Origin of the sequence: Pandoraea pneumonica, from assembly GCF_902459645.1 — a bacterium.
Classification (GTDB): domain Bacteria; phylum Pseudomonadota; class Gammaproteobacteria; order Burkholderiales; family Burkholderiaceae; genus Pandoraea; species Pandoraea pneumonica.
On sequence record NZ_CABPSK010000005.1, the window covers coordinates 93,186 to 118,135 of the forward strand.

Below are 24,950 nucleotides of genomic sequence, written 5' to 3' on the forward strand. Positions count from 1 at the left end.
ACCGGGTCAACGGCGGCGCACTGCGGGAGGTTTCGGCAGTGAGCTGCTATTTTTTTGCATGATCGAACTCCAGAACATTACCCAGCGCTTCGCTGGGCCCAAGGGGCCGATCGACGCGCTCTCCAATATCAGCCTGTCGATCGAGCGCGGCGAAGTTTTCGGCATCATCGGCCGAAGCGGCGCCGGCAAGAGCACGCTCGTGCGTGTCATCAACCTGCTCAACCGTCCGAGCGACGGCAGCGTGCGTGTCGAAGGGCAGGATCTGACGGCCTTGTCGTCGGACGAACTGCGTAAGGCGCGCCGCCGCATCGGCATGATCTTCCAGCATTTCAACCTGCTCAGCTCGCGCACGGTGTACGACAACGTCGCTCTGCCGCTGGAGCTCGCTGGGCTGCCCGCTGCGGAAATTCGCGCGAAGGTGCTGCCGCTGCTCGAGCTCGTGGGGCTTACCGCACAGAAGGATCGCTATCCGGCGCAGATTTCCGGTGGCCAAAAGCAGCGCGTGGGCATTGCCCGTGCACTCGCGAGCGAGCCGCAAGTGCTGCTCTCGGACGAAGCCACATCGGCGCTCGATCCGGAAACCACACGCTCGATTCTTGAGTTGCTCAAGCGCATCAATCGCGAACTCGGCCTGACCATCGTGCTGATCACCCACCAGATGGAAGTGATCAAGCAGGTGTGCGACCGTGTGGCCGTGCTCGACGCTGGCCGCGTGGTGGAACAAGGCCGCGTGATCGACGTGTTCCTGCGCCCGCGTCATGAAGTGACGCGCGCCATGATCGGTGACGTCATCGCGCAAGAACTGCCGCCGGGCGTGCGCGAGCGTATCGCGTCGCGGATCGGCAATGGGCACGATCATTTGTATCGGTTGGCTTTCTCGGGGGCGGGCGTCGATCAGCCGCTGCTCTCGGAAGCGATTCGCCGCTACGAGCTCGATTTCAATATTCTGCATGGCCAGATCGACGAGATCCAAGGGCAAGCATTTGGATCGCTCGCCGTGATGGCGGGCGGCACCCCGGCCCGTGTGGCCGAAGCCATGGCGTTCCTCGCCAGTCAAGGCGTCGTTGTCGAGGAGATGAGCCATGTGGAGTGAAATGTTCGACCTGTTTGTCTCGTCGTTCTGGGAAACGATCATCATGGTCGGCATCTCGGGCCTGATCGGGGCTGTCGTCGGCGTGCCGCTGGGCGTGCTGCTGTACCTGACCGATCGCAATGGCGTGCTGCAAAACCTGCCCACGAATCGCATCGTCGGCATCATCGTCAACGCCGTGCGCTCCACGCCGTTCATCATCTTGTTGGTCGCCGTGATCCCGTTCACGCGTCTGATCGTCGGCTCGTCGATCGGTACGATGGCCGCCGTGGTGCCGTTGACCATCGCTGCGGCGCCGTTCGTCGCGCGTCTGGTCGAGACGGCGCTGCGTGAAGTCGACCGTGGCCTGATCGAAGCCGCGCAATCGATGGGCGCGACGACTGGCCAAATCGTCATGAAGGTGCTGTTGCCCGAGGCGCTGCCCGGTATCGTGGCGGGCCTGACCATCACGTTCGTGAGCCTGGTCGGTTACTCGGCGATGGCCGGTGCCATTGGCGGTGGCGGGCTGGGCGATCTCGGTATTCGCTACGGCTATCAACGGTTCCTGCCCGAAGTGATGATCACGGTGGTGCTGATCCTGATCGTCTTCGTGCAACTGGTGCAGACGTTCGGCGACTGGTTGGTGCGCCGTCTGAGCCATAAGTAAGTTCGGTTTTCATTTATAAAAACGTCGCCGGCGAACCGGCACTCACACACACGCGAGGTTTTTCTCATGCAACGTCGTACGCTTTTCAAGCTGCTGGCCGGTGTTGGTGCCGCCACGGTTTTCGCCACGCAATTCGCCGCACCGGCTGCGGCTGCCGATGCTGTCAACCTGAAGGTTGGTGTGACGGGCGGCCCGCACGCCCAGATTTTCGATGAAGTGAAGAAGGTCGCGGCCAAAGACGGCCTGAACCTCAAGGTCATCGAGTTCAGCGATTACGTGCAGCCGAACGCTGCCCTGTCGTCGGGCGATCTCGACGTGAACAGCTACCAGCACCAGCCGTATCTCGACGCGCAGGTGAAGGACCGCGGCTATAAGCTCGTGTCGATCGCCAAGACCGTGATCTTCCCGATGGGCGTGTATTCGAAGAAGATCAAGTCGCTGGCCGACCTGAAGGCTGGCGCGAAGGTGTCGCTGCCCAACGACCCGACCAACGGCGGCCGCGCGCTGCTGTTGCTGCAAAAGAACGGCTTGATCAAGCTGCGCGCCGACGCTGGACTGAAGGCGACGCCGATCGACGTGATCGAGAACCCGAAGAAGCTGAAGTTCGTGGAACTGGACGCGGCCCAACTGCCGCGCTCGCTCGACGACGTGGACGTGGCGGTGATCAACACCAACTTCGCCATGGAAGCCGGTCTGAATCCGAAGCGTGACGCGATCGCCATCGAAGACGCCAATGGCCCGTATTCGAATGTGCTGGTCGTGCGTGCCGCCGACAAGGACAAGCCGTGGGTGGCCAAGCTGATCAAGGCCTACCATTCGCCGGAAGTGAAGGCGTTCATCGAGCAGAAGTTTGGCGGCTCGGTGGTCACGGCTTGGTAAGTCGGTAGCATCGATGGAATCGGGCCGAATCTGGTGAGCGGCAAACGCTCGCGAGATTTCCTGAGAACGGCAGCGCTTCACAGCGCTGCCTTTTTTTTTCGTCCGGACGAAGGCAATCGATGCGATGGGCTGACGGTAGATCGCCTACCGCGCCGTGTGTGGCAATTCTGACACTGTCATGGTTTTGTCAAATTGCAACGATAGCCTGTGGAACAACTAAAAGAGGGTGCCTGCGGGCACCGTCACAAGACGCGGACATGGGCCTGAGAGCAGCGACCGCGAGCGTTGTACGGGGACCGGGTGAGAACGCCCATGGCACGCCATGGCGCAATGTTTCGCCCGTGGTGCGCAGGGGCGCACGACGCGACATGCCCGCACGACGCAATGCTGTTGGCATGACGCTCGCGCACCGCACCGACTTACGGAGTACCAGTTGAACCGTCCCCCGCCTGTTGCGATTCGTCCGTCGGAGCGCCTCAGCGCGCCTGCGACATCGCTCGATGCCTCACCTGTTGGCGTTTCCGCAGCGGCTGCGGCGCTGGCCTCTCTATCCCAATACGACGAACCCGACGAAGGCGCGCTGCTCGCGCAACTCTGCGAGGGTATCGGGCTCACCTGCGTGTTCCAGCCGATTCTCGACTTCCGCACGTCGGGCGTTGCCGGTTACGAAGGGTTGGTGCGCGGCCCGGCGGGCACGGCGATTCACTCGCCGTTGGCGCTGTTTGCCGCCGCTCGCCGCCATGGGCTCAGCGGGCCGCTGGAATTGGCATGCCGCCGCACGGTGCTGCGCGGCTTTGTCGATCAAGACTTGCCCGAGCGGCTGTTCCTGAACATCGGCCCCGTCACGCGTGCGCAACCCGGCGGCGGGGTGGTCGAATCGCTCGGCCTCGACGAAACGTTTGCCATGCTGCAATCGTTTCAGTTGCCCCCCGAGCGCGTCGTGCTCGAACTCACCGAACATGCCCCGACACTCGATATCGCGAGCACGCGTGCGTCGCTCGCCGCGTACCGTGCGCTCGGCTTCGAAGTGGCGCTCGACGATATGGGGGAGGGGTACGCCAGCTTGCGATTGTGGTCGGAGCTGCGCCCCGATTACGTCAAGATCGACCGGCATTTTGTCGATGGCATCGACAGCGATACCGTCAAGCTTCAGTTCGTGCGCTCGATGCGTCAGATTGCAGAGACGAGCGGCACGCGCGTGATTGCCGAAGGCATCGAACACGCCGAAGAGCTGCAAGTGGTGCGCGATCTCGGCATCTTTCTCGGGCAGGGCTATTTCATTGCGCGGCCCGAAGCGCAGCCGCAGCGCGCGATTACGACCAGCGTGCAAGAGGTTGTGAACGAGCGCCGCGCGTATGTGCATCAGCAACCCAGTCAGTTGGGTGCGGGCAACGTGACGCTGGAGCGTATCGCGTCGTATGTCGCGCCGGTTTCGCCGGACACCCGCAGTGAAGACGTGGTGGCCCGCTTCGAGAGTGACCCGGCGCTCGAAGTGCTGCCGGTGGTGGAGCGCGATCGGGCAGTCGGGTTGATCGGGCGCGCGTCGCTGATCGGCCGGTTTGCGCGGCCGTTCACGCGTGAACTCTATGGGCGCAAGCCCTGCTCGGCCGTGATGGAGCCACGCCCACTCACGTTCGACAAAGCGGCACGGGTGGAAGACTTGAGTCGCATGATTGCTGAAGGGGCCAGCCGTCAGATCACGGCCGGTTTCATCGTGACCGATCAGGGGCGCTACTTCGGTGTTGCGCAAGGGCATGCGCTCATGCGGCACATCACCGACATGCAACTCGACGCGGCGCGCTACGCCAATCCGCTCACGCTGCTGCCGGGCAATGTGCCTATCGACGACTATATGGATCGCATGATCGGCGAGCGCCAGTCGTTTCACGCGTGTTATGTCGATCTGGATAACTTCAAGCCGTTCAACGATGTGTTTGGCTATCGTCGCGGCGACGATCTGATTCAGTTGGTGGCGCGGGTGCTGATGGCGGTGCGTAATCCTGAGCGCGACTTTCTCGGGCACATCGGCGGCGACGATTTTCTGATTCTGTTCCGCAGCCCCGATTGGGAGGCGCGTTGCCGTGAGGCGCTCACGCGCTTTGGCGAAGCGGTCTCGGAGTATTTCCATCCGGATCAGATTGCTGCCGGTGGCTTCGAGGCAGAAGATCGGCGCGGCATGGTGATCTTTCATCCGATCACGAGTTTGTCGATCGGGGTGGTGGCGGTGACGCCCGAGAGTTTTCCGTCGCACGTGGAAGTCTCGGCCGCTGCGGCGGACGCCAAGAAAATGGCAAAGCGCGCGCTCGGCAACAGCCTGTTTATCGAGCGGCGACGCGCGCATCGATAAATGCATTGGTCGAAAAAAAGCCCGCCGATTGGCGGGCTTTTTCGTTGCGGCGCGGATCGTTTAGATCGTTTGCCTCGCGACTTTAGTGCGAGAGCGCAGGCATGCCGTCCATGCTTGCGGCATCTTGTTCGCGCTCTTCTTCCAGATACGGGGTGCGCCAGCCGGCACGCACGCCCCAATGGTAGAACGCGAGCGAGAACACGCCGACGATGACCATGTCCCAGCCGTACGGCAGTACGCCGAGGCCACCGAACTCTTTACTGCCGATGTACGAGAGCAGCGCCATGACCGGCAGATAACCGATGAGCCACCACGACGCCTTGAGGTCGTGCCCGAAGCCCTTCCACTTGTCTTTCGCCTGATAGTAGAAGTACACGGGCAGGGCGACGACGACCAGCACGATGATCTGGCCGGTCAGCGGCCAACGGGCCCAGTACAGAATCAGCGAAGCGCACACGAAGGCGAACGGGGCGATGATCGACAGCCCCGGCAGACGCAGCGGACGATGCAGGTCCGGCGCGGCGTGACGCAATGCCATCACGCTAATCGGGCCGGTCAGGTACGAAATCACGGTGGCGACCGAGATCACGGCAGCGAGCGAGTCCCAGCCGCGGAAGAAGAACATGAACACGAACGAGATGGCGAGGTTGAACCACATCGCCGGACGCGGCACACCATAGAGCGGGTGCACACGGCCAAAGATCGCCGGCATTGTGCGGTTGCGCTCCATCGCGTAAATCATGCGGCTGGTGGTGGCCATGTACGTGGTGCCGGTGCCGCTCGGGCTCAGGAACGCGTCAAAGTAGAGCACGATCGCGAGCCAGTTCAGACCCAGGGCAATCGCCAGTTCGGCGAACGGCGAGCTAAAGCTCACCATCTGCCAGCCGCCCTTGAGGTGCTCGGGCGTGAGGGCGCCGATGTAAGCGACTTGCAGCAGCAAGTAGATGACGGTGGCGAGCAGGATCGAGCCGACCACAGCAAACGGGATGCTACGGCCCGGGTCGCGGGCTTCACCGGCCAGATTCACCGGGCTTTGGAAGCCGTTGAACGCGAACACGATGCCCGAAGTGGCCACGGCGGTCAGCACGGCCGACATGCCGTTCGGGGCGAAGCCGCCATGCTCGGCGAGCGTGAAGTTGCCCGGATGGAAACCGGCGACGATCAACCCGGCGATGGTCAGTGCCGGAATCGCGAACTTGAAGAGCGTGATGGCCGTGTTGGCGCGTGCGAAAAGCTTCACGCCCCAGTAGTTCAGCATGAAGTACACGATCACGAGCAGCGCCGAGAGCAGCAGGCCGCTGGTGGTGAGCGTACCGTCGACGAACAACTGGTGTGCCCAGTCGTACGGCCACGTGCTCATATATTGGATCGATGCCTCGGCTTCGATCGGAATGACCGAGACGATGGCGATCCAGTTGGCCCACGCGGCGATGAAGCCGACGAGGCTGCCGTGCGAATAGCGCGAGTAACGCACCATGCCGCCCGACTCGGGGAACATGGCGCCGAGCTCGGCATAGGTCAATGCAATGGCCAGAATGACGACGGCGCCGATAATCCAGGCCAGCAGGGCCGCCGGGCCAGCGATCTTTGCCGCTTTCCAGGCACCGAACAACCAGCCGGAGCCGATGATCGAGCCAAGACCCGTCAACATCAGGGCGAACGGCCCGATGTTGCGCATGAGGGATGGGTTGTTATCCATTCGATGTCTTCTCCACGCCCGGGGGGAGCAACGCGCGGGTGCCGAGGAGGGCGGCGTGGCGCGCTACGCGAGGGCGGACAATTGGGGTCGGAGTCGCGGTTTCGCGAAAAAAAGCGCGATTCTACCCGAGCCCGTCCCACTCTGTGGGACTTTGTAACACTTTGGACATTGCCATCCGATGCACGATATTGCGCGAAAATGCGTGCAGGCCAGCGATGGCGCGGTTCTCAGAGCGGGACAGTGCGTATTACAGATTATTAAAGGGTCGGAATGAGATCAGGTGGCGGCGAGGCAGAGATACTTCATTTCAAGGTACTCGTCGATGCCGTACTTCGAGCCCTCACGGCCCAGACCGGATTGTTTGACGCCGCCAAATGGGGCGACTTCATTGGAAATCAGTCCTGTGTTGATGCCGACCATGCCCGCTTCGAGCGCTTCGGCCACTCGCCAGACGCGGGCCACGTCGCGGGCGAAAAAGTAAGACGCCAGGCCGAAGTCGCTGGCGTTGGCCAGCCGGATGCCGTCGGCTTCGTCTTTGAACCGGAAGACGGGGGCCAGCGGGCCGAAGGTCTCCTCCTGCGCGACGAGCATGTCGGCACTAGCGTCGGCGATGACGGTCGGAGAGAAGAAGCGACCGTGTACCACCTTGCCGCCGACGGTGATCCGACCGCCCTTGCTCACGGCGTCTTCAACGTGGCGTTCGACCTTTTTCACCGCGGCATCTTCGATCAGGGGGCCAATGGCGACGCCCGGCTCGAAGCCGTTACCCACTCGCAGCTTGTTCACAGCGGCGGTGAGCTTTTCGACGAAGGTGTCGTAGATGGCGTCTTGCGCGTAAATGCGGTTTGCGCAGACGCAGGTCTGACCGGCGTTGCGGAATTTGGAGGCAATGCAGCCCTCGACGGCGGCGTCCACGTCGGCATCGTCGAATACGAGGAACGGGGCGAGACCGCCGAGTTCGAGCGCTACCTTCTTGATCGTCGGCGCGCACTGTTCCATGAGTTTGGCGCCGACGGGCGTGGACCCGGTGAACGACAGGTGACGCACGCGGGGGCTGGAGGTCAGCACATCGCCGACATCGCCCGAGTGTTTCGACGTCACGACATTGAATACGCCCTTGGGGAGACCGGCGCGTTCGGACAACTCAGCGAGCGCCAGCGCTGAGAGCGGGGTGAGCCGGGCGGGCTTGACCACAATCGTGCAGCCGGCGGCAATCGCGGGCGCGATCTTGCGCGTGATCATCGCGATCGGGAAGTTCCAGGGCGTGATCGACACGCACACGCCGATGGGCTGCTTGATGACGAACATGCGCTTGCCGCCTTCGGGGGACGCGAGCACATCGCCATTCACCCGTTTGGCCTCTTCAGCGAACCACTCGATGAACGATGCGCCGTAGGCGACTTCACCCTTGGCTTCGGCCAGCGGCTTGCCTTGCTCGGCGGTCATGATGGCGCCGAGATCGTCTTGCGCCTGCATGATCAGATCGAACCAGCGGCGCATGATGCGCGAGCGCTCTTTGCCGGTTTTGGCACGCCAATCGGGCAAGGCGGTTTCGGCTGCGACCAGTGCGCGCTCGGTTTCCTTCGCGCCGAGGTCCGCCACGTGGGCGATTTCGGCATCGGTGGCCGGATCGGCAACGGGGAAGGTGGCGTGGGAGTCGGCGGGGGTCCAGGCGCCATCGATATAGGCGTCGGATTTCAGCAGGCTGGGGTCTTTCAGGCGGCTCAGCGCCGGATGGGTCAGATGGGCGGCGTGGCCCTTGGGATGGGAATGCGGGGCTTGCGACACGATAGCTCTCCTCTCGATGACCCGATAGCGCGCCGTGATGCAGCGCGCTACGCGGGGGGACGGAAACGGATACGGCTTTTCGGTGCGTGCCAGCTTACTCCGATGTCACTCGTGCTTTGTGACAGCGTGAGTGGCATCGGGGGCGTGGCGGTTACAGGCCGAGGTCTCTATATAGTGTGGCCATACGAGCGTCGACTTCTGCGGTCATTTCGATGGGACGTCCCCACTCGCGTGAAGTTTCGCCCGGCCACTTATTTGTCGCGTCGATGCCCATCTTGGAACCCAGCCCGGCGACAGGCGAGGCGAAGTCGAGATAGTCGATGGGCGTCTGATCGACAAGCGTGGTGTCGCGCGTGGGGTCGACGCGGGTGGTGATGGCCCAGATCACTTCCTTCCAGTCACGGATATCGACGTCTTCGTCGACCACGACGATGAACTTCGTATACATAAATTGGCGCAGGAAGCTCCACACCCCGAACATCACCCGCTTGGCGTGCCCCGCGTAGGCCTTCTTCATCTGCACGATAGCCATGCGGTAACTGCAACCCTCAGGCGGCAGGTAGAAGTCGGTGATCTCCGGGAATTGCTTTTGCAGCAGCGGCACGAAGACTTCATTGAGCGCTACGCCAAGCACGGCTGGCTCATCGGGCGGTTTGCCGGTGTAGGTCGAGTGATAGACGGCGTTGCGGCGCATCGTAATGCGCTCAATGGTGAACACCGGGAACCACTCCTGCTCGTTGTAATAGCCCGTGTGGTCGCCATACGGACCTTCGAGCGCATGCGCATAACCGGCGGTCGCCCCGCGCGAAGGGGGAGGCGGCGCGCCGTTCGGCACTTCGGGCGGCTGGTCGGACGGGTAAATAAAGCCTTCGAGCACGATTTCGGCCCGAGCCGGTACGCGCAGCGACTCGAGACCCGGCGTCAGACACTTGCCGAGTTCCGTGCGGCTGCCGCGCAGCAGACCGGCGAATTGGTACTCGGAGAGTGTGTCCGGTACCGGCGTGACTGCACCAAGCATGGTGGCCGGGTCGGCGCCGAGTGCCACTGCGATGGGGAACGGCTTGCCGGGGTTCGTCTGCGCGAACTCGCGAAAGTCCAGTGCGCCGCCGCGGTGGGCGAGCCAACGCATGATGACCTGATTGCGGCCAATGACCTGCTGGCGGTAGATGCCCAGATTCTGACGCTTGCGATGCGGGCCTTTGGTAATCACAAGGCCCCATGTAATTAGGGGCGCGGCGTCGCCAGGCCAGCATGTTTGGATCGGCAGGCGCGCCAGATCCACGTCGTCTCCCTCCCAAACGATTTCTTGGCAGACCGGGCTGCTGACTTCTTTCGGTGCCATGTCCCAAACCGCTTTGGCCATACTGAGCAACTTGCCCGCATCTTTCAGGCCGCGAGGAGGTTCGGGTTCTTTGAGTGTCGAGAGAAGCTGACCGAGTTCGCGCAGCGAGCCCAGTGCGTTTTCCCCTTTTTCGACGCCCATGCCGAGCGCCACTCGTTCAGGGGTGCCAAACAAGTTGGCGAGCACGGGCATGTCGTAACCGGTCGGCCGCTCGAACCAGAGTGCGGGGCCACCCGCTTTGAGCACGCGATCGGCCAGCGCCGTCATCTCCAGCACCGGCGAGACAGGAACGTCTACACGACGAAGCTGCCCGGATCGCTCCAGTTGCGTGGTGAAGTCACGAAGATCGAGATATTTCATGAAACAAACGGTTACCAAAAAATTTTTACGGAATTCATACAGGCGCTGAAAACGACCGTTCGAATTCGTAAATGGGTGCGGTTTTGCCCCGTAAACGCGGGGTAGTGCGGGCCATTCTACCGGTCGACGGCCTGAAACGGCACGGCAAAACACCTGTTACAAATTACTTTTGGTAATGATTTTTGTGATTAATAGTATTGACGGATTATATATCGCTGCTACAATCCGCCCGTTGAATCCAGAAAGGCGGCTTCGATGACGGGTAGGCCAACCCGATCGAGCTTAGCGACAACTACAACATCGACGTGGATTTTCAGTGGCTGGTTTTCTCACCGAGGTCGGGAAACCAGTGTTTTAGGAAGCAGCGCGAGCGATAGCTCGTCAGCGCCAAAGATCTGAACAGATCGGCGCGCTGCGGCGGTAGTGGCATCGTTGATGACAAACACGATGCACCGCCTTTTTCCCTATGCCGTAAATGAGCACTTAACGGGATGCCTGGCGGGCATACCGGCTCGTTTCCTTACGCCGCGGGACCAACCCGTGGTGACGGCGTAACCGGAGTACGTAGTATGAAGAAGTCTGGTTTATCACCCTGGCTACTGGCCGCGGTCCGTGCGCTGCAAGCGCGTGGCGTGGCAACGGTAGCCGCGGCTCGCCGCGATTGGCGTCGCCTCGCATGGCACGGTGGCCGTGTTGGACTGTATACGTCCAGCGCAGTCGGCCTGGTTGCCGTGGTCGGCACGCTCGCGCTGTGGGCACGACCGACATGGCGCGCCGATCTGGCGTCGCGTGTCAGTCCGCTGATCGAAGCAGCGACCGGTTCGGCCAATGCGGCCAATCGCGGTGCTGCTAACGGCAGTACCGTGGCGCAGGGCACGCCCTCCGACGCCACGATGATGGCGCAAGCCGCACAACACGTGCCGTCGGCCGCAGTGCTGGCGGCCTACATCCCGAACCAGCGCGTGGCTGCCGATGCCCGTGCCGGCAAGGCGCTCGACACGCGCGAACAAGTCGCCGTGGCCGATTATCTGGCACGCCGCTATCGCGTGGCCGGTGACGTGACGGGTAACCTCGTGCGCGCCGCCTACACGACGGGCAAGGAAGTAGGCCTCGACCCGCTGCTGTTGCTCGCGGTCATGGCCATCGAGTCGGGCTTCAACCCGTACGCAGAAAGCACCGTTGGCGCACAAGGCCTCATGCAGGTCATGTCGAAGGTGCATCAGGACAAGCTGGAATACTTCGGTGGTCCGGAAGCTGCCCTGCACCCGCTGGCCAACATCAAGGTCGGTGCGTTGATTCTGAAGGAATGCATCGCACGTGGCGGTTCGCTCTCCGGTGGTCTGCGCTTGTACGTCGGCTCGACCAGTGCGGGTGACGGCGGCTACGGTGCGAAGGTGCTGGCCGAGCGTGATCGTCTGCGTGGTGTGGCCATGGGCCGCAAGATCTCGCCGAACGCGCCGCAAGCGCCGGTGATCGTCAGTTCGGCCAAGCCGGTGAGCAAGCCGGTCTCGGCAGGCAAGTCGGATGAGTCGGCGGCCGAGTCGGCCCCGGCACCGAGCGCGACGGCAACGCCGACGGGCAAGGCAGCCGCAGCGGCCAAGCCGCTCGAAGCCGACGACAGCACGGCAGCCTGATCGATTTGATCGATTGATCGAGCGAGTTTGAGAAAGACGCACCCCGGCCGGGTGCGTTCTTTTTTGTGAAGCACAGTCCTCTCTATATAGAAGGGGTGCGCGGACCAACAAAAAACCCATCGAAGTGATTCGATGGGTTTTTTGTTTTCTGCTGCTGGCGGCTTCGCAGTGAATTCACCAGGCAAGCGTACCGGTCAGTTGCCGGTGAAGACGTGCTCGATGCGCCCCATGGCTTCACGCAGCTTTTCGAGCGACGTGGCGTACGACAGCCGGATGTACTTACGAGGCTCGGCGAAGCCGAAGTCCAGCCCCGGCACCAGCACGACATCCGCTTGTTGCAGCAGCGCTTGCGTCAGGCGATCGCTGTCGCCAGCGTCCGGGTGCTGTACGCCCGAACAATCCGCGTAGACATAGAAGGCACCGTCCGGCATGACCGGCACCTTGAAGCCGAGGCGCTCAAGCGCCGGCACCACGTAATCGCGGCGATTCCGGAACGCGTCCTTACGGGCTTCGTAAATGGCGAGCGTGTCCGGCTGGAAGCAGGCAACGGCTGCGTGCTGTGCCACCGCCGAAGGGCAGATGAACAGATTCTGCGAGAGTTTCTCGAACGTCGGCACGAGCGAGGGCGGCACCACAAGCCATCCCAGACGCCAGCCCGTCATATTGAAGTACTTCGAGAAGCTGCTCACGACCAGCACGTCGTCACCGAAACTCAGCGCCGTCGTGGGTTTGCCGTCGTAGCTCAACCCCTGATAAATCTCGTCGACCAGCGTGAAGCCACCTCGTGCCCGCACCGTCTTGACGATGCGCGCCAGCTCGGCGGCTTCGATCGACGTGCCGGTCGGGTTCGACGGCGAGGCGAGCAGTACACCGCGCGTGGCCGGACCCCAATGCGATTCGATACGTTCGGCGGTCAGTTGAAACCGTTCGGCAGGGCCGGACGGAATCAATACCGGCTTGCCGTCGAATGTCGAGACAAAGTGGCGATTGCACGGGTAACACGGATCCGGCATCAACACTTCATCGCCCACGCCGACAAGGGCGGCACACGCGAGTACCAACGCCGCAGAGGCACCGGCCGTGACCACAATGCGCGACGGATCCACGTCGACCCCGTAGTAACTACGGTAGTAGTCGGCGATCGCCTCACGCAGTGCAGGCACGCCCATCGCACTCGTGTACTGGGTGCGCCCGTCGCGCATCGCCTTTGCCGCCGCCTCGATCACTTGCTCGGGGGCGGTGAAGTCCGGCTCCCCAATACCCATGTGGATGACGTCATGACCGGCTTTCTCGCGCAGGGCGGCTTGCTTGGCAAGCTCCATGACATGAAACGGTGCAATGTCGTCGACACGTTGTGCCAGCTTCAGCGCGGGGGCGAGGTCGGGCGTGCGATCCATAGTGGCGGGTGGGGGGAGGGGGGATAGGTGGCGCGGGAGGCGAAGGCGATGAGGGTAGGGCTTTGTCGGCGCGCTTCGTCGCCGGCAAAGCCCTGAAACGTCAGGCGCTCTTGCCGCGGCCGCCGTTGCGATTGGCGGCGACTTCGTCCGGGCGCACTTCGGCCGCAAACTTATCGAGCACACCGTTCACGAAGCGGTGACCATCCGGGCCGCCGAACGTCTTGACGACTTCGACTGCCTCGTTGATCACGACACGGTACGGCACGTCCTGAAGGTGAATCAGTTCGTACGCACCGGTGATGAGCGCAGCGTGTTCAATGGGCGAGAGTTGCGCGGCCGGCCGGTCCAGATAGGGCTGGAGTTGTTGCGACAGGGCATCCGCCTCGCGGATGCTGCCATACAGCACAGCTTCCAGGAGGGCGTGATCCGCCTTGTCATAGCCGGGAGTGGAGCGCAGGTGAGCATCGATCTCACTTGCGTGACCGCGCGAAATCAGCCATTGATACATGCCTTGCAACGCAAATTCGCGCGCGCGGCGGCGAGCACTCTTCATTACCGATCTTCCTCTTCTTCGTCTTCGTCTTCATCCGCATCGTCGTCGCCGTTCAGTACATCGAGGGCTTCGAGCAAATTGGCCATTTCCACCGCCACGCGGGCCGCATCGCGACCCTTCTCGGCGGCGCGCACTTCAGCCTGTTCGTCGTTTTCGGTCGTCAGCACCGCGTTGGCGATGGGGATACCGAAATCAAGGCCGATGCGCGTAATGCCGGCACCGCTTTCGTTCGAGACCAGCTCGAAGTGGTACGTTTCGCCGCGAATCACCGCGCCCAGCGCGATGAGTGCGTCGAATTGACCGCTTTCGGCCATCTTCTGCAATGCCAGCGGGATTTCCAGTGCGCCGGGCACCGACACGAGCAGCACGTCTTCGCCGTCGACACCCAGACGGTCGAGTTCGGCGATAGCGGCGTCACGCAATGCCGTGCACACGGCGTCGTTGAAACGCGACTGCACGATGCCCACGCGAAGGCCTTCACCGTCGAGTTCCGGCTGGTATTGTCCGATGTCCATAATGGGCTTCCTTAAAAAAGTACCGTCCAGGCGGTGCGGCCTACGTTGTGCCGGCGCGCCCATCTCGGGCACCGCTCGGCGTTGTCACACCCTGACGTCGTTCGACAACAGGGCAATGATTCAGTGATGCTCAGGCAAGTCCTCAGGCAACCTCGGCGCCGGGCATCGGCTGGAAGCCGGTGACCTCGAGGCCATAACCTGCCATGTTGGGAATCTTGCGCGGGTTCGAGAGCACCCGCATTTTACCGACGCCCAGCTCGCGCAGAATCTGCGCGCCAACGCCGTGCGTACGGAAGTCCACGGGGCGGCGCTTGGCGCGCGCGGCCTTTTCGGTCTCGTCGAGCGCTTCGAACTGGCCGAACAAGTGTTCCGGCGTCTCCACGCAGTTGAGCAGCACGACCACACCCTTGCCGGCTTCGGCAACGGCTTGCATGGCACCGGCCAGCGTCCACGAGTGGGTCGACACACCGGTTTCGAGCAGATCGAACATGGAGAGCGGCTCGTGCACGCGCACCAGCGTTTCGTCGGCCGGCGACGGCGTGCCGCGCACGAGCGCCAGATGCGGGGCGCCGCTCGGCTTGTCGCGATACAAGGTGGCCTGGAACGGACCCCAAGCGGTTTGCATTTCGCGCGTGGCCACCGTCTCGATCATCGATTCGGTGCGGCTGCGGTAATGGATCAAATCGACGATGGTGCCGATCTTGATGTTGTGTTGTTCGGCGAATTCCAGCAGTTCCGGCAGACGTGCCATCGTGCCGTCGTCGTTCATGATTTCGCAGATCACGGCGGCAGGCGTGAGCCCCGCCATGGCCGTCAGATCGCAACCGGCTTCTGTGTGGCCTGCGCGTACGAGCACGCCACCGGGTTGCGCCATGATCGGGAACACGTGACCCGGCTGAACGATGTCTTCCGGGCGGGCTTCCTTGGTAATCGCCGTCTTCACGGTATGTGCGCGGTCAGCGGCCGAAATGCCAGTGGTCACGCCCTCGGCGGCTTCGATGGACAGCGTGAATGCGGTGCCGTACTGCGTGCCGTTGCGATAGGTCATCAACGGCAGGTTGAGCTGCTTGCAGCGCGCCTGCGTGAGCGTGAGGCAAATCAGCCCACGCCCGTATTTCGCCATGAAATTGATGGCTTCCGGAGTCGCGAACTCGGCTGCCATGACGAGATCGCCTTCGTTCTCGCGATCTTCTTCATCGACGAGAACTACCATGCGGCCGGCCTTGAGCTCGGCAATGATTTCTTCTGTAGTGGCCAACGGCATAGCGGGCGACGCGGGGGCTGAATTTGGAAAGGCTCTATTCTACGCCAAGCCGGTGCACGGCTGCGGCCGATTCTCGCGTCAAATCGCCCCGAAAACCGGAGAAGGCCGACATTTGCTCCGCCATCTGTGGCGATTGTCGGAAGATTCTTCCGCGTGAGCGGCGAGCGTCCGTATCGGCATCGGGGAATGAATGAAACAAAGGTATTGACCTAAGTAATTTCGATCACTATAGTTAGGCACATGGCTAACCATTCCGCACCTCTCGATCAGATCTTTCGTGCGCTGTCGGATCCGACGCGGCGGGCAGTCGTTGAGCGCCTGACGTTTGGACCGGCATCGGTGAGCGAACTGGCGCGACCGTTTTCGATGGCATTGCCGTCGTTCTCGCAGCATTTGAACGTGCTGGAGGAGTGCGGGCTGGTCGTCTCGACCAAAGACGGTCGCGTGCGCACTTACGCGCTGGAGACCGAAACCTTGGCCGGCGCGCAGGACTGGCTGCAATTGCAGCGTGACAAGTGGACGCGCCGCCTCGATCAACTCGACAACTACCTTTTGCAAATGAAGGAGACACCCTAATGAGCCACGCGAATCTTTTCTCGGTCGACCCGAAGCTTGATCTGGTACTTGAACGCTACGTCGATGTGCCGTGCGAGCGCGTGTGGGCCGCTTGGACGCAGCCGGAACACCTCAAGAAGTGGTTCACGCCTGCGCCGTGGCAGACCGTCGATTGCGAGATTGATCTGCGCCCGGGCGGCCGTTTCTTCACGATGATGCGCTCGCCTGAGGGGCAACAATTCCCCAACGTCGGCTGCTATCTGGAAGTCGAAGAGAATTCGCGTCTGGTGTGGACCAACTCGGTACTCCCGGGCTTCCGTCCGGCACCTGCGCCGGTGGCCGAGCATGGTGGCTTCCATTTCACGGCGGCCGTGTTGATGGAAGCGCACGGCAAGGGCACCCGCTACACGGCGATCGCCATGCATGGCGACGAAACCACGCGCGCGCAGCACGAAGCCATGGGCTTCCACGACGGCTGGGGCAAGGCGCTCGATCAGTTGGTCGAACTGATGAAGTAAGGGCTGGGTTGGCGTCGACCGACTCGTGACCGCACAAAAAAGGGGGACACGCCCGGAAGCGTGCCCCCTTTCTCATGAACGCGCGGCACCTCGCTTATGCAAGGGCCGCCGCCCAACATCACGCGCCGAGATATGCGCGCTTGATATCGTCGTTGGCCAGCAGGTTGTCTGCGGAATCGGCCAGCACCACGCGTCCGGTTTCGAGCACGTAACCGCGATCGGCCACATGCAGCGCCTTGTTCGCGTTTTGCTCCACCAGAAACACCGTCACGCCTTCCTCGCGAATCGTGCGGATGATGTCGAAGATCTGCGCGATCACGAGCGGTGCGAGACCGAGCGTCGGCTCATCGAGCAACAGCAGACGCGGACGGCTCATCAACGCCCGCCCGATCGCCAGCATTTGCTGTTCGCCGCCCGACATCGTGCCCGCCCGCTGTTTGCCGCGCTGCGCGAGCCGCGGAAACAGCTTGAAGACGTGCTCCATGCCCGCTTCGATCTCGTCCTTCGAGCCGAAGAACCCGCCCATCTTGAGGTTCTCGATCACGGTCAGACTCGGAAACACGCGACGGCCTTCCGGCGAAATCGCCATCCCCATGCGCATGATTTCGTGCGTCGGGCAGGCGGTGATGTCATTGCCCTCGAACATCACGCGTCCGCTCGATGCGCGCGGCGTGCCGCATACCGTCATCATCAGCGTGGTTTTGCCCGCGCCGTTACTGCCGATGAGCGTGACAATCTCGCCCTTGTTCACTTCGATCGAGACGCCCGAGAGCGCTTCGACGGCCCCGTAATGGGTGTGGATCTGTTCCAGCTTCAGCATTATTCCTCCCCGAGGTAGGCCTTGATGACGCGCGGATCGTTGCGCACCTCGTCGGGCTTGCCGGTCATGATCGGCTTGCCGTGCTCCATCACGAGAATTCGGTCGGAGACACCCATCACGAGACTCATATCGTGTTCGATCAGCAGCACCGAGATGCCGAACTCGTGCCGCAGGTTGTCGACGAGCTGTTGCAACTCGATCTTCTCCTGCGGATTGAGACCGGCCGCCGGCTCATCGAGCATCAGCAGGCGCGGTTCGGTGATCATGCAGCGCGCGATTTCGAGACGGCGTTGATGGCCGTACGACAGCGTGCCTGCCTCGCGATTGGCCACCGCGGTCAGTCCCAGGCGATCAAGCCAATGCTTAGCGCGTTCAAGCGCGGTGCGTTCGGCGCGACGGAAAGCGCCCGTCGAGAACAGCCCTTGCAGGAACCCGCTATGCACACGCATATGCTGCGCGACGAGCAGGTTCTCGACGACGGTCAGTTGACGGAACAGTCGAATGTTCTGGAACGTGCGCACCAGTCCGCGACGCGCCACCATATGGCTCGGCAGCCCGGTGATGTCGCCACCGTCGAGCGTGATCGAACCGCCGGTTGGGCGATAGAAACCGCCCACGCAGTTGAACACGGTCGTCTTACCAGCGCCGTTCGGGCCGATGATCGCGAAGATTTCGTTCTTGCGGACGGCGAACTCGACGCCGTCCACGGCGAGCAGACCGCCGAAGCGCATCTGCAAGCCGGAGAGTTTCAACAGGTCTGCACTCATTGCGGCAACTCCACATGCGGACGCGTCGCGGGCAGCAGGCCCTGCGGACGCCACATCATCATCAGCACCATCACCAGACCGAAGATCAACATGCGGTACTCGGCGAAACCGCGCGCGACTTCCGGCAGCACGGTGAGCAAGATGGCCGCGAGAATCACGCCGATCTGTGAGCCCATGCCGCCCAGCACCACCACGGCGAGAATCAGGGCCGATTCGATGAACGTGAACGACTCCGGCGTGACGAGCCCTTGGCGCGCCGCGAAGAACGCACCGGCCAACCCCGCAAACGACGCCCCCAGCGTGAACGCCGAGAGCTTGATGCGCGTGGGGTTCAAGCCGAGCGAGCGGCAGGCGATTTCGTCTTCGCGCAGCGCTTCCCATGCGCGGCCGATCGGCATGCGAATCAGGCGGCTGGTCACAAAGAGCGTGAAGCCGACAAGCACGAACGCCAGCAGGTACAGGAAAATCACCATGTGCGAGCCGCTGTACGACATGCCGATCAGTTCGTGGAATGTCTTCGCCCCTTCGACGCTCGACGAGCGCGCCATCTCGAAGCCGAACACGCTGGGCTTCGGAATCCCCGACACGCCGTCCGGACCGCCCGTGATGCTCGTCAGATTGTTGAGCAACAGACGGATGATTTCGCCGAAGCCGAGCGTCACGATGGCCAGATAGTCACCGCGCAAACGCAGCACCGGGAAGCCGAGCAGGAAGCCGAACGTCGCCGACATAAGGGCGGCGAGCGGCAGGCATTCCCAGAAGGTCAGGCCGAAATACTGGTTGAGCAGTGCATACGTGTACCCGCCGACCGCATAGAAGCCGACGTAGCCCAGATCGAGCAGACCGGCGAAGCCCACCACGATATTCAGGCCGAGGCCGAGAATGCAGTAGATGAGCGCGAGCGTGGCAACGTCCACGGCGCCGCGCGAGCCGACGAACGGCCACACGAGCCCGATGGCGAGCAGCACCCACATCGCGAGCAGTTGCTGACGTCGGCCCAGTGCGGGCACCGTCGGCAGCTTCACTGCGCGCTTGGAGCGCAGCAGCATCGGCTTGATCATCTGGAACACGAAGACGATCGCCGCCGCAATCCACACCGGACGCCAGTGCTGCTCGAGTACGACCTTGTACCCGTCGAGCTTGAGTTGCAGGCCCAGGATAGGGGCCGTGAGGATGATCGTCACGAGCGTGGCGATGACCGCGCCCTTGAGCGTCTCGCCGGCCGGCGCGCGGTTGACGGCGCCGGACTTGAGCGTGAGTTGTTGTGTCATGTTCGACCTCAGACTTTCTCGATGTCGGGCTTGCCCAGCAGGCCGGTCGGGCGGAACAGCAGCACCAGCACCAGCAGGCCGAAGGCCACGACGTCTTTGTACTCGGAGGGCATGTAGCCCGATGCAAGCGTTTCCGCCAGCCCCAGCAGCACACCGCCCAGCATGGCGCCGGGAACGCTGCCGATACCGCCGAGCACTGCGGCCGTGAAGGCCTTGATGCCGGCAATGAAGCCGATATACGGATTGAGCTTGCCGATGCTCAGGCCGATCAGCACGCCACCCACGGCCGCGAGCATGGCACCGAGAATGAACGTGAACGAGATCACGCGATTCGTATCGATGCCGAGCAGGTTCGCCATGCGCATGTCTTCGGCGCAGGCGCGGCACGCACGGCCCATGCGCGAATTCGCGATGAACAGCGTGAGCGCGATCATCAGCGCAACCGTCACACCGACGATCAGCATGCGACCGTAGGGAATGGTCACGGTGAAGTCGCCCATCGGAACATCGAGCGCACCCGAGATCAGCATCGGTACAGACACGTCACGCGCGCCCTGACCGATCTGCACGTAGTTTTGCAGGAAGATGGACATACCGATCGCGGAGATCAGCGGTCCGAGGCGAGGTCCGCCGCGCAGCGGGCGATACGCCACCCGCTCGATCGCGAAGCCGTACAGGCCCGTGATCAGCACCGATACCAGCAGCGCTGCACCCAGCACGAGCGGCAGGGGGTAGCCCGCAGCCGTACCAATGGCAGTCAGTGTGACAAGCCCGACATAGGCGCCGATCATGTAGATCTCGCCGTGGGCAAAGTTGATCATGCCGATGATGCCGTAGACCATTGTGTAGCCAATGGCAATCAACGCGTAGATCGCGCCCAGCGTCAGGCCATTGACCAGTTGCTGGGCGAGCTGTGGAAGAAATTCGTTCATGCGGGAAGCCTCGCGACGTGCGGGGGCCGAGCGCGAATGCGCGCCGCCCGCCGAGGTCGGCGGGCGGCAGGGGGTGATTCGCTGGCCTTTAAAGCGTCAGGGAATCAGTTGGCGGCGGTCTTGGTCGCGTCCTTGTGCCACGTGTACACAACGAACTTGAACGACTTCAAATCGCCAGCGGCATCGTAGGCGACTTTGCCGATCGGCGTGTCGAACGTGTTCTTGTGCAGGTAGTCGGCAACCTTCTCCGAGTCGGTGCTCTTCGCGCCAGCGATGCTCTTGGCGATCAGTTGCACGCCCGTGTAAGCCGGCATCTGGAACGGACCGTTCGGATCGCGCTTGGCGTCGGCGAAAGCCTTCACCAGCTTAGCGTTGGCCGGGTCGGCAGCGAAGTCGGCCGGCAGCGTGACCAGCATGCCTTCCGACGACGGACCGGCGATGGCCGTCACGTCCTTGTTACCCACGCCTTCCGGACCCATGAACGTGGCCTTCACGCCTTGCTCACGTGCCTGACGCAGCAGCAGACCCATTTCCGGGTGGTAGCCGCCGAAGTACACGAAGTCGACGCCTTGTGCCTTGAGCTTGGTGATGACAGCGGAGTAGTCCGAGTCGCCGGCGTTGATGCCTTCGAACAGCACGACCGGAATCTTGGCGGCGTCCAGGTCCTTCTTCACCGAGCTGGCGATACCCTGACCGTACGACTGCTTGTCGTGCAGCACGGCAACCTTCTTCGGCTTGACCTTGTTGATGATGTACTGCGCGGCTGCCGGGCCTTGCTGATCGTCACGACCGATCGTGCGGAAGATGAAGTGGCGCTTCTTGCCTTCGGTCAGCTGCGGGGCCGTGGCCGACGGGGTGATCATCACCACGCCTTCGTTTTCGTAGATGTCCGATGCCGGAATCGTCGAACCCGAGCACACGTGACCGATCACGTACTTGATCTTCTGGCTGACGATCTTGTTGGCGACAGCGACGGCCTGCTTCGGCTCGCATGCGTCGTCCATCATGACCGCTTCAAACTTGTTGCCGTTGACGCCGCCAGCCGCGTTGATTTCTTCGATGGCGGTCAGTGCGCCGGCCTTGACCATGTCGCCGTATTGGGCAACCGAGCCGCTGAACGGGCCGGCGATGGCGATTTTGACGGTCTCGGCGTTGGCAGCCGTACCGATGAAGGCGAGCGCAGCGGCGACGAACAGGGATTTGTGACGGAACTGCATTGTGGACATCTCCTTGATTTGTATTTTTTTGACTACCCGAATCTGCGGTGGTCTAAAGCGACTGCTGAACCTGTTGGTATTCGATCATTCCCACCCCGTGAGGTACGAACGATGCGCCATGTTAGCGTAATACGGAGTCCAATTGGAACCACTATCCCAAGCCCTCTGGAAACCCGCATGGATAAAGGATTTCAAAGGGGTCGGATGGCGTTTCTCGGAGTCGTCACAACGACACTCCGTAGTACTACGCAGATAGGTGCAGCGCAGCATTGCGGGTCTTCATATAAATCGGGGCCACGATGACTCACGAACGCTATTCGGGCATCTGTACATTTTGGATGCAATCCGCCGTTCGGTGGAATCCAAAGTTTTTTGCTTTGCATCCGATTGCGTATATTCCAGCCCCACTTCCCGCTTCTCACATCGTCAACGCATGCCGATGATTGCGTGACTGCCGAATCAACGCGAGAAAGGCGGCGAGGATTGGCGAGCTATCGTCGCGGCGATACATACAGTTCAGTTCGATCGAGCGCAGCCGTTGCGATTTGAGCGGTCGGTACACCACGCCGGGCAGGCGCAGATTCGCCGCCGACTCCGTCGTCACGCAAATACCGAAGCGGCTGGCCACCAGTGCAATCGACGTCACTACGTCTTCCGCCTCCTGCTCGACGCGTAGCGTCACGCCCTCGGCGCGAAACGCCGCCGCCACCTCTTCGGCAAGCCCCGGCATCGGTGCGTTCGGATAAAGAATCATCCCTTCGTTATCGAGATCGGCGAGCGTGAGCGAAGCCCGCTTGCACAGCGGGTGTCCTTCGTAGAGCGCAACAAGAAACGGCTCGCGGTGAATCCAATCGACGGCAATATCGGGCTCGTCCGGAATCAGGCGATTGAACCCGATGGCGATGCGCCGCTCGCGAAGCGCGGCGATCTGCTCCGCTTTCGACAAGTTGTGCAGCCCGATCTTCACTTCTGGGCGGGCCGTGTGAAAGCTCGCGAGTAGGCGCGGAATCACGTTGAGAATGCCCGAACTGAAGATGCCCACATCAAGTCGGCCGATGTAGCCCTCTCCGGCCAATCGCGTCTGCTCTTCGGCACGGCGCGCGAGCGACAGAATGTTGGGCACTTCGGCGAGCAGCGTCTGCCCGGCAGCCGTGAGCGTGGCTCCCTTGGGCGTGCGCACGAAGAGTTGTGTGCCCAGTTGCGCTTCGAGCGCCTGCATATGCCGCGTGAGCGGCGGTTGCGCCATGTTCAGGCGCTCGGCTGCACGGCCGAAGTTGCCTTCCTCGGCCACGGCCAGGAAGTACCGCATTTGCTTGATATCCACGCTGCCCCCAAATCCGTCGATTCGAACTCAATACCGAAATGGTATCGGATTCTGGAAAAACGGTATTGGACGGTATCTCGCTGCGCGCGCATCATTGCCCGTCGAAGCCGTGCTTGTTTCAGCCGCTTGTTTCGGTCGCTTGCGACAGCCATACGGCAATTTCCGAGGACAGGGTCATGCCTATCGTACATATCAATTTGGTGGAAGGTCGCGACGACGCCACCGTCAAAGCCTGCGTCAAGGCCGTGGCACGCACCGTGCACGAGACGCTTGGCGCACCGCTCGAATCGATTCGCGTCTATGCGACGCAGGTGCCCGCCGCGCATTGGGCGGTGGGTGAGCGCACGAAGGACGAGCCGGCTGCACCGGCCAAGGCAGGCGCGTGATGACGACAGACGCTCAACGTTTGCAACAAGCCGCCGACGCGCTCGTCGAAGCGGAACGTTCGCGCCGTTTCATCGCCCCGTTGCGCGAGACGTTCGCGCCGCTGTCGATTGACGACGCGTATGCCATCCAGCGCATCAATACGGAACGCCGCCTTGCCGCGGGCCGCCGCATCGTCGGCTGCAAGATCGGCCTGACGTCGGTCGCCGTGCAAAAGCAGCTTGGCGTGGACCAGCCCGACTTCGGCATGTTGTTCGACGACATGGGCTATGGCGACGGCGAACCCATTCCGGCGTCGATTCTCACGCAGCCGAAGATCGAAGCCGAGATCGCGTTCGTGATCGGGCGCGATCTCACGGTCGACAACCCGGGCCAACTCGATGTGATCAATGCCATCGAATATGCCTTGCCTGCGCTCGAAATCGTGGGCAGCCGCGTGGCCGATTGGAATATCCGCATTACCGACACCATTGCCGATAACGCCTCGTCGTCGGCCTACGTGCTGGGCAACACGCCGAAAAAGCTCTCGCAGTTCGACGTGCGTCTGTGCGGCATGGTGATGGAGCGTCGCGGCGAGCCGGTGTCTGTGGGCGCTGGTGCCGCGTGTCTGGGCAGCCCGATCAACGCCGTGGTGTGGCTGGCCCGCACCATGGCCGCCGTGGGCACGCCGCTCAAGGCGGGCGATCTGGTGCTCTCGGGCGCACTCGGCCCGATGGCGGCGGTGACCCCGGGCGACATCTTCGAGACCCGTATCAACGGCCTGGGCTCGGTCCGCGCCGTGTTTGAACCCGCCAGCGAGGCCGCACGATGAGCCATATTCAGGATTACGCTAAGCTGCTCGACGACGCCGCACATCACGCGCACGAGGTCGAGCAGTTCGATACCGACAACCGACTCTCGCTCGATGACGCTTACGCGATTCAAGCCGCGTCGCTCGCGCGCCGCGCTGCACGCGGCGAGACGCGCGTCGGCGTGAAGATGGGCTTCACCAGCCGCGCCAAGATGGTTCAGATGGGCCTCTCGGATGTGATCTGGGGGCGTCTGACGTCGGGCATGCAGGTAGAAGAGGGCACCGCGATCGACTTCAAGCGTTTCGTGCATCCGCGCGTCGAACCGGAGATCGCCTTCATCCTGAAGAAGCCGTTGGAAGGCAACGTCACGGGGCCGCAGGCCCTCGCGGCCGTCGAAGCCATTGCCCCGGCCATCGAAATCATCGATTCGCGCTACAAGGACTTCAAGTTCACGTTGCCGGAAGTGATTGCCGATAACGCGTCGTCGAGCGGTTTCGTGATTGGCGCGTGGCATGACCCGCGCACCGACTTCTCGAATCTGGGCTTGGCCATGACGATCAACGGCCGCACGGTGCAGGTGGGTTCCACCGCGGCTCTGCTCGGTCATCCGCTGCGCTCGCTGGTGGCTGCGGCACGTCTGTCGGCGGCTGCCGGTGAGCCGTTGCAAGCCGGTTGGATCGTGATGGCAGGCGGTGCCACGCCCGCGGAGTACATCCAGCCGGGGCAGTACGTGTCGGTCGAGATGGAAAAGCTGGGCAGCGTGGGCTTCCACGTCTGAGCGGGCAGGGCGCTTAACGCCCGCATCCCGAAGACTGCGTCGCATAAAAGAAGCGGGGCGTGTCATTTCGACACGCCCC

At 62.4% G+C, this 24,950-nt stretch carries 23 protein-coding genes; 10 read left to right on the top strand and 13 right to left on the bottom strand.

The genetic code is table 11. The features are described 5' to 3' along the window. Window positions 1-58 precede the first annotated feature (58 nt). The 4 genes from PPN31114_RS22945 (at window position 59) to PPN31114_RS22960 (ending at window position 4,962) form a co-directional block, all read left to right on the top strand. The gene (locus PPN31114_RS22945) at window positions 59-1,093 is read left to right on the top strand and encodes a methionine ABC transporter ATP-binding protein (RefSeq protein WP_150681844.1); all 1,035 of its coding nucleotides are present in this window, start codon (window positions 59-61) and stop codon (window positions 1,091-1,093) included. After that, a complete protein-coding gene (locus tag PPN31114_RS22950) occupies window positions 1,083-1,736 on the top strand; it encodes a methionine ABC transporter permease (protein ID WP_150681845.1) in 654 nt (217 codons plus the stop codon). Before PPN31114_RS22945 ends, PPN31114_RS22950 begins: the two co-directional genes overlap by 11 nt. A gap of 66 nt (window positions 1,737-1,802) precedes the next feature. Further along, window positions 1,803-2,615: a MetQ/NlpA family ABC transporter substrate-binding protein gene (locus tag PPN31114_RS22955; RefSeq protein WP_150681846.1), complete on the top strand. Its 813-nt coding sequence runs from the start codon at window positions 1,803-1,805 to the stop codon at window positions 2,613-2,615. 433 nt (window positions 2,616-3,048) lie between these two features. Beyond that, window positions 3,049-4,962, top strand: coding sequence for a GGDEF domain-containing protein (locus PPN31114_RS22960; RefSeq protein ID WP_150681847.1), 1,914 nt, complete (start codon window positions 3,049-3,051; stop codon window positions 4,960-4,962). An 82-nt stretch (window positions 4,963-5,044) separates the two neighbouring features. Here the strand turns inward: PPN31114_RS22960 and PPN31114_RS22965 are convergent, their stop codons facing one another. The 3 genes from PPN31114_RS22965 to PPN31114_RS22975 all read right to left on the bottom strand — a co-directional run bounded on the left by PPN31114_RS22965 (window position 5,045) and on the right by PPN31114_RS22975 (window position 10,151). Continuing rightward, window positions 5,045-6,661, bottom strand: a complete 1,617-nt coding sequence (locus PPN31114_RS22965; RefSeq protein ID WP_150681848.1) for an APC family permease — start codon at window positions 6,659-6,661, stop codon at window positions 5,045-5,047. Window positions 6,662-6,937: 276 nt separating this feature from the next. After that, window positions 6,938-8,449, bottom strand: a complete 1,512-nt coding sequence (locus PPN31114_RS22970; protein WP_246182712.1) for an NAD-dependent succinate-semialdehyde dehydrogenase — start codon at window positions 8,447-8,449, stop codon at window positions 6,938-6,940. Window positions 8,450-8,600: 151 nt separating this feature from the next. Then, on the bottom strand, window positions 8,601-10,151 hold the full coding sequence (locus PPN31114_RS22975) for a UbiD family decarboxylase (RefSeq protein ID WP_150681849.1): 1,551 nt from the start codon (window positions 10,149-10,151) through the stop codon (window positions 8,601-8,603). Window positions 10,152-10,720: 569 nt separating this feature from the next. Between PPN31114_RS22975 and PPN31114_RS22980 the strand changes: the two genes are divergently transcribed. Next, window positions 10,721-11,785 (top strand): lytic transglycosylase domain-containing protein, encoded by a 1,065-nt coding sequence (locus PPN31114_RS22980; protein WP_150681850.1) that lies wholly within the window; start codon window positions 10,721-10,723, stop codon window positions 11,783-11,785. Window positions 11,786-11,979: 194 nt separating this feature from the next. On the opposite strand, the gene PPN31114_RS22985 is transcribed toward PPN31114_RS22980, so the two are convergent. The 4 genes from PPN31114_RS22985 to ribBA all read right to left on the bottom strand — a co-directional run bounded on the left by PPN31114_RS22985 (window position 11,980) and on the right by ribBA (window position 15,514). Next, entirely contained in the window at window positions 11,980-13,182 is a 1,203-nt protein-coding gene (locus tag PPN31114_RS22985) for a pyridoxal phosphate-dependent aminotransferase (RefSeq protein WP_150681851.1), read from the bottom strand. A gap of 100 nt (window positions 13,183-13,282) precedes the next feature. Further along, on the bottom strand, window positions 13,283-13,735 hold the full coding sequence (gene nusB / locus PPN31114_RS22990; RefSeq protein ID WP_150681852.1) for a transcription antitermination factor NusB: 453 nt from the start codon (window positions 13,733-13,735) through the stop codon (window positions 13,283-13,285). Next, window positions 13,735-14,250 (bottom strand): 6,7-dimethyl-8-ribityllumazine synthase, encoded by a 516-nt coding sequence (gene ribH / locus PPN31114_RS22995; protein ID WP_150681853.1) that lies wholly within the window; start codon window positions 14,248-14,250, stop codon window positions 13,735-13,737. The genes nusB and ribH overlap by 1 nt, the downstream gene beginning before the upstream one ends. Before the next feature lie 142 nt (window positions 14,251-14,392). Then, window positions 14,393-15,514, bottom strand: a complete 1,122-nt coding sequence (ribBA, locus tag PPN31114_RS23000) for a bifunctional 3,4-dihydroxy-2-butanone-4-phosphate synthase/GTP cyclohydrolase II (RefSeq protein ID WP_150681854.1) — start codon at window positions 15,512-15,514, stop codon at window positions 14,393-14,395. 240 nt (window positions 15,515-15,754) lie between these two features. Between ribBA and PPN31114_RS23005 the strand changes: the two genes are divergently transcribed. Beyond that, a complete protein-coding gene (locus tag PPN31114_RS23005; RefSeq protein ID WP_150681855.1) occupies window positions 15,755-16,090 on the top strand; it encodes an ArsR/SmtB family transcription factor in 336 nt (111 codons plus the stop codon). Then, window positions 16,090-16,587, top strand: coding sequence for an SRPBCC family protein (locus tag PPN31114_RS23010; RefSeq protein ID WP_150681856.1), 498 nt, complete (start codon window positions 16,090-16,092; stop codon window positions 16,585-16,587). Before PPN31114_RS23005 ends, PPN31114_RS23010 begins: the two co-directional genes overlap by 1 nt. 118 nt (window positions 16,588-16,705) lie before the next feature. On the opposite strand, the gene PPN31114_RS23015 is transcribed toward PPN31114_RS23010, so the two are convergent. From PPN31114_RS23015 to PPN31114_RS23040, 6 genes are all read right to left on the bottom strand, one after another. Then, window positions 16,706-17,407 carry an ABC transporter ATP-binding protein gene (locus tag PPN31114_RS23015; RefSeq protein ID WP_150681857.1) on the bottom strand — a complete coding sequence of 234 codons (702 nt, stop codon included), beginning with the start codon at window positions 17,405-17,407 and terminating at the stop codon, window positions 16,706-16,708. Then, window positions 17,407-18,174, bottom strand: a complete 768-nt coding sequence (gene livG, locus PPN31114_RS23020; protein WP_150681858.1) for a high-affinity branched-chain amino acid ABC transporter ATP-binding protein LivG — start codon at window positions 18,172-18,174, stop codon at window positions 17,407-17,409. The genes PPN31114_RS23015 and livG overlap by 1 nt, the downstream gene beginning before the upstream one ends. Next, entirely contained in the window at window positions 18,171-19,445 is a 1,275-nt protein-coding gene (locus tag PPN31114_RS23025; RefSeq protein WP_150681859.1) for a high-affinity branched-chain amino acid ABC transporter permease LivM, read from the bottom strand. Before PPN31114_RS23025 ends, livG begins: the two co-directional genes overlap by 4 nt. Window positions 19,446-19,453: 8 nt before the next feature. Next, the gene (livH, locus tag PPN31114_RS23030; RefSeq protein ID WP_150681860.1) at window positions 19,454-20,377 is read right to left on the bottom strand and encodes a high-affinity branched-chain amino acid ABC transporter permease LivH; all 924 of its coding nucleotides are present in this window, start codon (window positions 20,375-20,377) and stop codon (window positions 19,454-19,456) included. 104 nt (window positions 20,378-20,481) lie between these two features. Beyond that, entirely contained in the window at window positions 20,482-21,594 is a 1,113-nt protein-coding gene (locus PPN31114_RS23035) for a branched-chain amino acid ABC transporter substrate-binding protein (RefSeq protein WP_150681861.1), read from the bottom strand. Window positions 21,595-22,012: 418 nt separating this feature from the next. Then, complete coding sequence (locus tag PPN31114_RS23040) at window positions 22,013-22,918, bottom strand: LysR family transcriptional regulator (protein WP_150681862.1); 906 nt, start codon at window positions 22,916-22,918, stop codon at window positions 22,013-22,015. Between the two features lie 176 nt (window positions 22,919-23,094). On the opposite strand from PPN31114_RS23040, the gene PPN31114_RS23045 reads away from it, so the two are divergent. Genes PPN31114_RS23045 through PPN31114_RS23055 form a run of 3 tightly spaced genes read left to right on the top strand, consistent with a single transcriptional unit; the run spans window position 23,095 to window position 24,871 of the window. After that, window positions 23,095-23,304, top strand: a complete 210-nt coding sequence (locus PPN31114_RS23045; protein WP_023597244.1) for a tautomerase family protein — start codon at window positions 23,095-23,097, stop codon at window positions 23,302-23,304. Then, a complete protein-coding gene (locus tag PPN31114_RS23050) occupies window positions 23,304-24,113 on the top strand; it encodes a 2-keto-4-pentenoate hydratase (RefSeq protein ID WP_150681863.1) in 810 nt (269 codons plus the stop codon). The genes PPN31114_RS23045 and PPN31114_RS23050 overlap by 1 nt, the downstream gene beginning before the upstream one ends. Next, window positions 24,110-24,871 carry a 2-keto-4-pentenoate hydratase gene (locus PPN31114_RS23055; RefSeq protein WP_150681864.1) on the top strand — a complete coding sequence of 254 codons (762 nt, stop codon included), beginning with the start codon at window positions 24,110-24,112 and terminating at the stop codon, window positions 24,869-24,871. Before PPN31114_RS23050 ends, PPN31114_RS23055 begins: the two co-directional genes overlap by 4 nt. Window positions 24,872-24,950: the final 79 nt, after the last annotated feature.

Excerpts from the sequence above, each read along its gene's own strand:
- PPN31114_RS22980 (WP_150681850.1), top strand. The coding sequence starts at position 10,721 with ATGAAGAAGTCTGGTTTATCACCCTGGCTACTGGCCGCGGTCCGTGCG.
- livH (WP_150681860.1), bottom strand. The coding sequence starts at position 20,377 with ATGAACGAATTTCTTCCACAGCTCGCCCAGCAACTGGTCAATGGCCTG.
- PPN31114_RS22985 (WP_150681851.1), bottom strand. The coding sequence starts at position 13,182 with ATGGATCGCACGCCCGACCTCGCCCCCGCGCTGAAGCTGGCACAACGT.
- PPN31114_RS23055 (WP_150681864.1), top strand. The coding sequence starts at position 24,110 with ATGAGCCATATTCAGGATTACGCTAAGCTGCTCGACGACGCCGCACAT.
- PPN31114_RS23050 (WP_150681863.1), top strand. The coding sequence starts at position 23,304 with ATGACGACAGACGCTCAACGTTTGCAACAAGCCGCCGACGCGCTCGTC.
- PPN31114_RS23015 (WP_150681857.1), bottom strand. The coding sequence starts at position 17,407 with ATGCTGAAGCTGGAACAGATCCACACCCATTACGGGGCCGTCGAAGCG.
- nusB (WP_150681852.1), bottom strand. The coding sequence starts at position 13,735 with ATGAAGAGTGCTCGCCGCCGCGCGCGCGAATTTGCGTTGCAAGGCATG.
- PPN31114_RS23045 (WP_023597244.1), top strand. The coding sequence starts at position 23,095 with ATGCCTATCGTACATATCAATTTGGTGGAAGGTCGCGACGACGCCACC.
- PPN31114_RS23025 (WP_150681859.1), bottom strand. The coding sequence starts at position 19,445 with ATGACACAACAACTCACGCTCAAGTCCGGCGCCGTCAACCGCGCGCCG.
- PPN31114_RS23010 (WP_150681856.1), top strand. The coding sequence starts at position 16,090 with ATGAGCCACGCGAATCTTTTCTCGGTCGACCCGAAGCTTGATCTGGTA.
- PPN31114_RS23005 (WP_150681855.1), top strand. The coding sequence starts at position 15,755 with ATGGCTAACCATTCCGCACCTCTCGATCAGATCTTTCGTGCGCTGTCG.
- PPN31114_RS22965 (WP_150681848.1), bottom strand. The coding sequence starts at position 6,661 with ATGGATAACAACCCATCCCTCATGCGCAACATCGGGCCGTTCGCCCTG.
- ribBA (WP_150681854.1), bottom strand. The coding sequence starts at position 15,514 with ATGCCGTTGGCCACTACAGAAGAAATCATTGCCGAGCTCAAGGCCGGC.
- PPN31114_RS23035 (WP_150681861.1), bottom strand. The coding sequence starts at position 21,594 with ATGCAGTTCCGTCACAAATCCCTGTTCGTCGCCGCTGCGCTCGCCTTC.
- ribH (WP_150681853.1), bottom strand. The coding sequence starts at position 14,250 with ATGGACATCGGACAATACCAGCCGGAACTCGACGGTGAAGGCCTTCGC.
- PPN31114_RS22950 (WP_150681845.1), top strand. The coding sequence starts at position 1,083 with ATGTGGAGTGAAATGTTCGACCTGTTTGTCTCGTCGTTCTGGGAAACG.
- PPN31114_RS22955 (WP_150681846.1), top strand. The coding sequence starts at position 1,803 with ATGCAACGTCGTACGCTTTTCAAGCTGCTGGCCGGTGTTGGTGCCGCC.
- PPN31114_RS22945 (WP_150681844.1), top strand. The coding sequence starts at position 59 with ATGATCGAACTCCAGAACATTACCCAGCGCTTCGCTGGGCCCAAGGGG.
- PPN31114_RS22975 (WP_150681849.1), bottom strand. The coding sequence starts at position 10,151 with ATGAAATATCTCGATCTTCGTGACTTCACCACGCAACTGGAGCGATCC.
- livG (WP_150681858.1), bottom strand. The coding sequence starts at position 18,174 with ATGAGTGCAGACCTGTTGAAACTCTCCGGCTTGCAGATGCGCTTCGGC.